The following is a 7,744-nucleotide window of genomic DNA, read 5'->3' as shown; positions in this document are numbered from 1 at the left end:
TGGGCTTTAGCCCTTCCCATTCCTTGAGGATGGGAGACTTCTTTCGGAAATCCGTTAAAAGGATCTAAACTCATCCTTACTAGAGAACAATGTGCAAAAAACAAAAAGACTCCAAAAAGGAGTCAAATTACAGGATAATTGCTATTAGACCACCAGAACCCTCGTTGATGATTCTTTCCAGTGTCTCTTTTAATTTATATCTGGCATTTTCAGGCATAAGGCTCAATTTAGCCGAAATTCCTTCTCTGACAATCGAGCTCAGACTTCTGCCGAAAATGTCTGAATTCCAGATTGAGAGTGGATCATCCTCAAAATCCTGCATAAGATAGCGGACAAGCTCTTCGCTTTGTTTCTCTGTGCCGATAATTGGCGAGAATTCAGACTCCACATCCACTTTAATCATATGAATAGAAGGAGCAACTGCTCGTAAGCGAACGCCGAAACGCGCTCCCTGACGGATGATTTCTGGCTCTTCTAGGCTCATGTCTGTTAAGGAAGGCGATGCGATTCCGTATCCTGTCTGTTTAACCATTTTAAGAGCATCCGAAATTTGGTCGAACTCGGTCTTAGCATATGCGAATTCCTGCATTAGTTCCAGCAAGTGGTCTTTGCCTCGAATCTCCACTCCAACGATCTCTTTGAGAATCTCATCATAAAGATCATCAGGAGCATAAAGGTCGATCTCAGCTATCCCCTGGCCCATTTCAATACCTGCAAGGCCTGCCCGCTCAATGTATTCAAAATCACTGAATTGCTGGACAACTCTGTCTACATCGCGCAGCCTTTTTATATCCTTCACTGTCTCTTTGACAGCTTCCTGGTAGCTCTCACGCAGCCAGTGATTCTCCCGGAGCACCATTACCCAGCTTGGCAGGTTGACGTTTACCTCCAGTACTGGGAATTCATATAGCGCTTCCCTCATGACGCTTAAAACATCTGATTCGCGCATGCTTTCCACGCTCATTGCCAGCACCGGGATATCGTATTTATCTGCCAATTGAGCGCGCAATGTTTCTGTATTTGGGTGATAGGGCTGAGCACTGTTCACCACCATAATGAATGGTTTCCCAACTTCCTTGAGCTCTTCAATCACTCGTTCTTCCGCTTCAATATAATCCTGTCTAGGAATCTCCCCAATTGTCCCATCCGTCGTGATGACGACACCAAGTGTAGAATGCTCCTGAATAACCTTCCTAGTTCCAATTTCAGCTGCTTCATGGAAAGGGATCGGTTCTTCATACCAAGGTGTATTGATCATCCTCGGACCATTCTCATCTTCATACCCTTTCGCTCCAGGAACTGTATACCCAACACAATCTACCAGCCGGATATTCACATCTAGCCCTTCATCCACATGCACGGATGCCGCCTGGTTAGGCACGAATTTAGGTTCGGTCGTCATAATCGTTTTACCTGCAGCACTTTGCGGCAGCTCATCAAGCGCCCTCGCCCTATCAGCCTCATTATTGATATTAGGTAAAACCACCAGCTCCATAAATTTTTTTATAAACGTGGATTTTCCAGTGCGCACCGCACCTACAACCCCCAGATAGATATCGCCGCCAGTTCTCTCGGCGATATCCTTAAAAATATCTACCTTTTCCAAGTGATCCCCTCCCGATCATAGAGTTAGTGGGAATAAATTCATCCAAATTTGTAATCTGGGACAGTATATATCTATGATGTTGTCCTATATTGATATGACATTTTTTTATTTTTTTACCTCCTTATTTTTGAATTAACAAAGGAAGTTTTAGTCATATTGATTAAAAATAACCAAAACAACCTAAAAAGATAGCTGATATCTTTTTATAGACAAAAAACCCTGCTTCTATAAATATATTTTATAGAAGCAGGGTTATGACTATTTTGCTAAAAAGACTGGTTCATTGGTCGCTTTATCAACAGTATAAGGGAGAGAATATGCCGGCACGAACATAGAATTCTCAACAAGTATCCAGCGGATATCCTCCCCTTCCTTGAGTCCTTTATCAGAGGATTTCATAGCTTTATAGAGGTCGCTTCGATAATCCACATAGATTTCCCCTTCTGTCGACAGGACAAAGTGCAAGTTATCGGTTGTAAAGGGGCTTTCAACAACTGGCTCTTTCTTATAACCAATCTTTTTAAAGTCGATACTATACACATTTTCAGCTATTTGATCTTTGAATGGAGGGTAGCCATTGGCTTCCATCCGCATTTTAATTTCTCGGATCGTATCTGCTACTCTCAGGTCAAGCAATTTGACGGTCGGATTTGTTTCTGCATCCACCAGGACATACTGAAAAAGACCGCCGCTTTCAAATGCATTCCCCGGTGTTTCCGCAATAAATTGGGGGACAATTTTCTTAAAATCGATCGGATATTTTTGATAAATCGGTGTTTTCGCATCTCTTGTCTTGATTGGCAGCAATCCGCCACTGGCCTGCTGATATTGGTCAACTGCTGACTGGACACTGTCCAGTTGGTCCTTATAGGGCACATGATTCTGGATATAATTTTCTTCTGGGTACATACAGCCAGTCAATGCAAGCAGTACAACCATGACTAGCAGAAAAAATCGATATTTTTTCATTTAATCCAATCCTTACTTCTATGTATTTTACTCGTTCGTCGGTCCGCTGAAAACAACGAGAATCATAATAATACCTGCCAAAATCATCAACATATAAGCAAGCACTGCCGTGGCAATCTTTAAAAATCCTGTGAACTTATATCGGCTAAAATAAATGGCTATAAGGGACAAAATCATACTGCCCATACCAATGAATGAAATATACATCTTGACTAATCCGGGTGACAACTGAATCCCTCCCTTTTTTCGAACAGTATTATATCATAACCTAGCATTTCAGATCGCTGATTAAGCAAAAAAAAGCTGAAGTAAAGAAGGGGCGGTCAACTTCACTCCAGCTATATGACTAAATACCCGATCACCCAGTTCAAACCACCAGTTTGTTTCGTTGCATCTTATGCAAACCTCGCTTGAATCGCATCCTCGAATGCCTATGTTGAAGTCATTATGCGAAAGAAATTTTTAGCTTATTTTCTCCCACCGAGAATATCTGTCAAATCTTCCATCTCATGTGTTTTTTCCCGTGACATCAAACCATCGACAGCATCCTTTGGATTGACATTGTTAAATAAGACATGATAAAGAGCATTGGTAATGGGCATTTTGACTTCAAATTTTTGTGCTAGTTGATAGGCAGCTTTGGTCGTACGCACACCTTCAACGACCATCCCCATATTTTCCAGAACTTCATCGAGATTTTGCCCCTTGCCAAGCATATTGCCAGCCCGCCAGTTCCGAGAATGGATGCTTGTACATGTAACGATTAAGTCTCCAATTCCAGTCAAGCCGGAAAATGTTAAAGGACTTGCCCCCATTTTTACACCAAGACGAGCTATTTCAGCAAGTCCTCTCGTAATCAGGGCAGCCTTTGCATTATCTCCGTACCCAAGCCCATCGGATATCCCCGCCGCTAGCGCTATGATATTTTTCAGCGCACCGCCTATTTCAACTCCTATTAAATCAGGATTTGTATACACCCTGAAGTGATTATTGATGAAAAGATCCTGAACTTTTTCCGCCTCGTCCATCTTTTTAGACGAGACAGTAACAGTCGTAGGATGGCGCAAGCTTACCTCCTCCGCATGGCTTGGTCCAGAGAGAACAACAACGCTTTCCAAAAGTTTCTCAGGCATTTCTTCTTCAATCATTTCCGAAATACGAAGCAGGGAATCAGGCTCGATTCCTTTGCTGACATGAACGATGATGACTGATTCAGAGGTACTCTCCATCATTTTTCTGATGACCTCGCGGATGGCTTTTGTTGGCACTGCCATAATCACCATTTTCATTCCGTCCAATGCGGCATGAAGGGAAGAGTAACCCATGACGGAGGAAGGCAAGGTAATTCCAGGAAGATATTTCTTGTTCGTATGGTTTTGATTGATTTCTTCAATTTGTGCCGAATTATGCCCCCATAGCCGGACCTCATGCCCATTGTCAGCCAAGACCATCGCTAACGCTGTTCCCCAGCTGCCTGCACCGAGGACTGCGACTTTCTCCCTCTTCCTATCCATTAAAACCACAACCTTTAGCTTATTTTCTTTGTCTTGAAAAAATCTTGATTGGTGTACCTGTAAAATCAAAGGCATCACGTATCCTGTTTTCTAGGAAACGTTCATAAGAAAAATGCATTAATTCTGGCTCATTGACAAAGACAACAAAAGTAGGGGGTTTTACCGACACCTGTGTTGCGTAATAAATTTTCAATCTCTTTCCTTTGTCTGTAGGAGTTGGATTCATCGCTATAGCATCCATGATCACTTCATTAAGGATGTTTGTCTGCACTCTCATTGAATGATTCTCACTTGCTAAATCGATCATCGGCATCAAAGTGTGGATTCGCTTCTTCGTTATCGCTGACAGGAATACGATCGGAGCATAGCTCAGGAATTGGAAATGAGCACGGATTTTCTTCTCGAATTCTTTCATCGTTTTTTCATCTTTTTCAATGGCATCCCATTTGTTTACCACTATGATTACAGCACGACCGGCTTCCTCTGCATAGCCTGCGATGTGTTTATCTTGCTCAATGATTCCTTCTTCGGCATTAATGACTACGAGCACGACATCGGATCGTTCAATCGCTCGTAAAGCTCTTAGAACGCTATACTTTTCAGTTGTTTCGTACACTTTTCCCTTTTTTCGCATTCCGGCTGTATCGATAATGACGTATTTTTGTCCTTCATACGTAACCTGAGAATCAATAGCATCTCTAGTTGTCCCGGCAATATCACTAACAATGACGCGATCTTCTCCGAGAATCGCGTTCACCAGAGAGGACTTTCCTACATTCGGTCTTCCGATTAAGGAAAATTTGATCGTATCTTTATCATATTCGTCTCCCTTAGCAGCTGGAAAATGTTTCGCCGCCTCATCGAGTAAATCACCGAGACCAAGACCGTGGGAGCCAGATATTGGAAAAGGTTCCCCAAACCCAAGAGTATAAAAGTCGTAGATCATCGTCCTCATTTCCGGGTTGTCGATTTTATTGACTGCCAAGACGACTGGCTTGTTCGAACGATACAAAATTTTTGCCACTTCTTCATCCGCAGCAGTCACGCCTTCTCTGCCATTTACAAGGAAGATGATCACATCTGCCTCATCAATCGCAATTTCTGCCTGCTGGCGGATCTGCTCCAAAAACGGCTCGTCCCCTAAATCAATTCCGCCAGTATCAATAATATTAAAATCATGTGTCAGCCATTCAGCTGAACTGTATATACGATCCCTCGTTACTCCAGGAATATCTTCAACGATCGAAATACGTTCACCAACGATTCGATTAAAAATCGTAGACTTGCCGACATTCGGACGCCCAACGATCGCAATCACTGGTTTCGCCATGAATATCACCCTTTCCATTTCCTTTTCATGCGGGTCATTTGACCTCGCAATAACAATGCCAACTTGCTCAATCCTTTTGTCATTCACCATCACCCCTGTTGCAGCAATCAACCTAGATGACGTTTATAAAAGAAACCCTTCTTATTACAGAAGGGTCTGGCTTAATCAGTTTATCAAAAGATGCTGTAAACAAGCAATGAAAACATTTTTATCAGTGTTTCACAATAATATATAAATCCTCAGAAAGTGCATGGGCGATTCCATCAAGGATTGCTTCCAGATTAGCAGCAACCTGCTCCATTTCTTTCTTTGAATCGCAGTGGAAAACAGCTGTTCCAGAAGGGATTTTTTTAGGATTGGTCGTAATGGCTGCAAGAATAAATTTCTCGAGCATCATGAAGCATCACTCCCTTCTTTTTTCTTTTTCTCAGAAGGCATCCTTATTGCATTCTCCAATGTTGGCACATCCCCAATAACAGTTATTGCCCTTTCGATATCCCGTTCCTGTGGCAGAACAAACACTCCAACTCTGCCATCATCAAGATCCCTCTTTGCCAGTGGTACAAGTGCAGGCGTCCCAGAATCGCGATACACCCCAAGTGCGGTGGATAAATCGTACAGTACTGCCTGCCTCTGGCCAAGATTTGCGATGGTGGACCGCGCATTCATATTTTTTGGTTTTAAAATAAAACCCATCCCATAACGAAGAACTTCTTTTTGTCGTTCCGGGAGACCGATGTTCATGATATAAATATTATCCAGATACAACCCTGCTCCATCAAATCTTGGTTCTGCATATTCGATCTCGACAATATCCTTCAGCTTTCCGCCCGCCATTAACTTTTTGGAAATCAGCATCGCCAAAATTGCAGCGATGATTCCTGCCCATATATTAAAGATCAGATAGGCAAGCGTGCTGACCAGCGAAGTGAAGATCACCAGATAATTTCGGCTTTCAAACGCGATCGCAATTCCCTCGATATATGTTTTTCCACGCGAAACAAGTTCATAGCCATCAAGTTCTGTTAAAGTGTTTCTTTCCATGTTTCTCACTTCTCTGAACTGCGAGGCAGCAAGCGTCAAAAACGTAATTGCCGTAAATTCCTCTTCCATGATTGCCGGTCCTGCTACTGTGCCAAGTCCTGCAGCAATGAATCCGAGCGCTATATGAATGATTTTCCCATGCAAATAGGTAGGATATTGGCGGTAGTCTGTCCGCAGCATCAGCAGCCTGGACATTGTGCCAATAGCAATCCCAAAAGCAATTGGTAACGTATATTCATTCATGAAGTCTTCTGTTCCTCCCCTTCTGCTTCCTTTACTGTAGCTTTCGACATAATTGAAATGAGTGCCTCAACAGCTGACCAGGCGATTAGCATTCCAGAGGAAATAAATAGGATATCCATAAAGGTCATCGAAGCAACTTCATATGGAAAATGAAATTTCCATAAAACAGCCGAAAATAGGAAATCACCCGCCAAAAAACCTGTTATTAGGGCAAGCATTCGATCACGTTTTTCATTGTGCAGCAAGATCGCCAAATAAAAACCCACAGCGCCTAACATAAATTTTCGGTCAAATAATACCCAGACGGGATCAAATAATTCGAACATCAGAAAACTTGTATAGGCTAGCATAATGATGAAGGAAGTTAAAAATAAGTACAGGAATGTACGAGTTTTCTTCCTTCTTGTTTCGAGAAAAATAAATCCGGCGATTACGAAAGCGGACAAGTGAAACTGAAAAAACAAAAAATCATCCTTATAAGGTGCAGCGATAATGACAGTTAACAGATAAACGGCCCATTTCCGCCTATAAGGATGCTTCTTATCCATGAAGAAAGTAACCCAAACCCATCCGCTCCAGGCAAGCCAATAAAAGTAAACACCATTCATTCAATCCCTCCTATCCTTTCCAGTATGGTAATTTGTTATGTAATTTAATCTTTATTGAATAAGATTTTTTGCCTGCTCCATGTTAAGAAAAGCAGTATTTTTCATATTGCAGGCAAATCGCGCTGAACCGAACACGATGAATGTCCGATAACATGGCCACCACTGCTGAAATTTTTTCTAGATTCCTTTTAGAGGAGGTGATTAGATGAGCCAAGACAGACAGGAAAGGAAACTAAAGAAAAGCGGAAAGGTAGAATCTGACCGCGACCAGGCACTGCACTATCCTGGAGCGACAAAAATGCAAAGTCCTGAAGAAGCTCGAACTTTGAATGACGGAAAGTATAGCTAGGGTAACTGCAAAAAAAACCGGGCAAAAACCGCCCGGTCCTTTTTTGGGTTTGGCTGATAATCGATTTCCACTTCAGACACT

9 protein-coding genes are annotated in these 7,744 nt (G+C 42.3%); 1 reads left to right on the top strand and 8 read right to left on the bottom strand.

Translation table 11 applies throughout. The features are described 5' to 3' along the window. Positions 1-127: 127 nt before the first annotated feature. The 8 genes from spoIVA to UB32_RS16700 form a co-directional block, all read right to left on the bottom strand. Entirely contained in the window at positions 128-1,606 is a 1,479-nt protein-coding gene (spoIVA, locus tag UB32_RS16735; RefSeq protein ID WP_044395844.1) for a stage IV sporulation protein A, read from the bottom strand. A 258-nt stretch (positions 1,607-1,864) separates the two neighbouring features. Then, entirely contained in the window at positions 1,865-2,575 is a 711-nt protein-coding gene (locus UB32_RS16730; RefSeq protein ID WP_044395842.1) for a hypothetical protein, read from the bottom strand. A 27-nt stretch (positions 2,576-2,602) separates the two neighbouring features. Then, on the bottom strand, positions 2,603-2,803 hold the full coding sequence (locus tag UB32_RS16725) for a DUF2768 domain-containing protein (protein ID WP_044395840.1): 201 nt from the start codon (positions 2,801-2,803) through the stop codon (positions 2,603-2,605). 239 nt (positions 2,804-3,042) lie between these two features. Beyond that, positions 3,043-4,089 carry an NAD(P)H-dependent glycerol-3-phosphate dehydrogenase gene (locus tag UB32_RS16720; protein ID WP_044395851.1) on the bottom strand — a complete coding sequence of 349 codons (1,047 nt, stop codon included), beginning with the start codon at positions 4,087-4,089 and terminating at the stop codon, positions 3,043-3,045. A gap of 19 nt (positions 4,090-4,108) precedes the next feature. After that, the gene (der, locus tag UB32_RS16715) at positions 4,109-5,419 is read right to left on the bottom strand and encodes a ribosome biogenesis GTPase Der (RefSeq protein ID WP_044395849.1); all 1,311 of its coding nucleotides are present in this window, start codon (positions 5,417-5,419) and stop codon (positions 4,109-4,111) included. Positions 5,420-5,630: 211 nt separating this feature from the next. Continuing rightward, positions 5,631-5,816 (bottom strand): capping complex subunit for YIEGIA, encoded by a 186-nt coding sequence (locus UB32_RS16710; protein ID WP_044395837.1) that lies wholly within the window; start codon positions 5,814-5,816, stop codon positions 5,631-5,633. After that, a complete protein-coding gene (locus tag UB32_RS16705; RefSeq protein WP_044395835.1) occupies positions 5,813-6,706 on the bottom strand; it encodes a YIEGIA family protein in 894 nt (297 codons plus the stop codon). Before UB32_RS16705 ends, UB32_RS16710 begins: the two co-directional genes overlap by 4 nt. Further along, the gene (locus UB32_RS16700; RefSeq protein ID WP_052807088.1) at positions 6,703-7,314 is read right to left on the bottom strand and encodes a YphA family membrane protein; all 612 of its coding nucleotides are present in this window, start codon (positions 7,312-7,314) and stop codon (positions 6,703-6,705) included. Before UB32_RS16700 ends, UB32_RS16705 begins: the two co-directional genes overlap by 4 nt. 205 nt (positions 7,315-7,519) lie before the next feature. Between UB32_RS16700 and UB32_RS19650 the strand changes: the two genes are divergently transcribed. Further along, positions 7,520-7,663: a YpzI family protein gene (locus UB32_RS19650; protein ID WP_084221892.1), complete on the top strand. Its 144-nt coding sequence runs from the start codon at positions 7,520-7,522 to the stop codon at positions 7,661-7,663. Positions 7,664-7,744 lie beyond the last annotated feature (81 nt).

Origin of the sequence: Mesobacillus subterraneus (assembly GCF_000934845.1) — a bacterium.
Classification (GTDB): Bacteria; Bacillota; Bacilli; order Bacillales; family Cytobacillaceae; genus Mesobacillus; species Mesobacillus stamsii.
The sequence above is the reverse complement of the archived record's forward strand: the minus strand, read 5'-3'. Positions and strand labels throughout refer to the sequence as shown.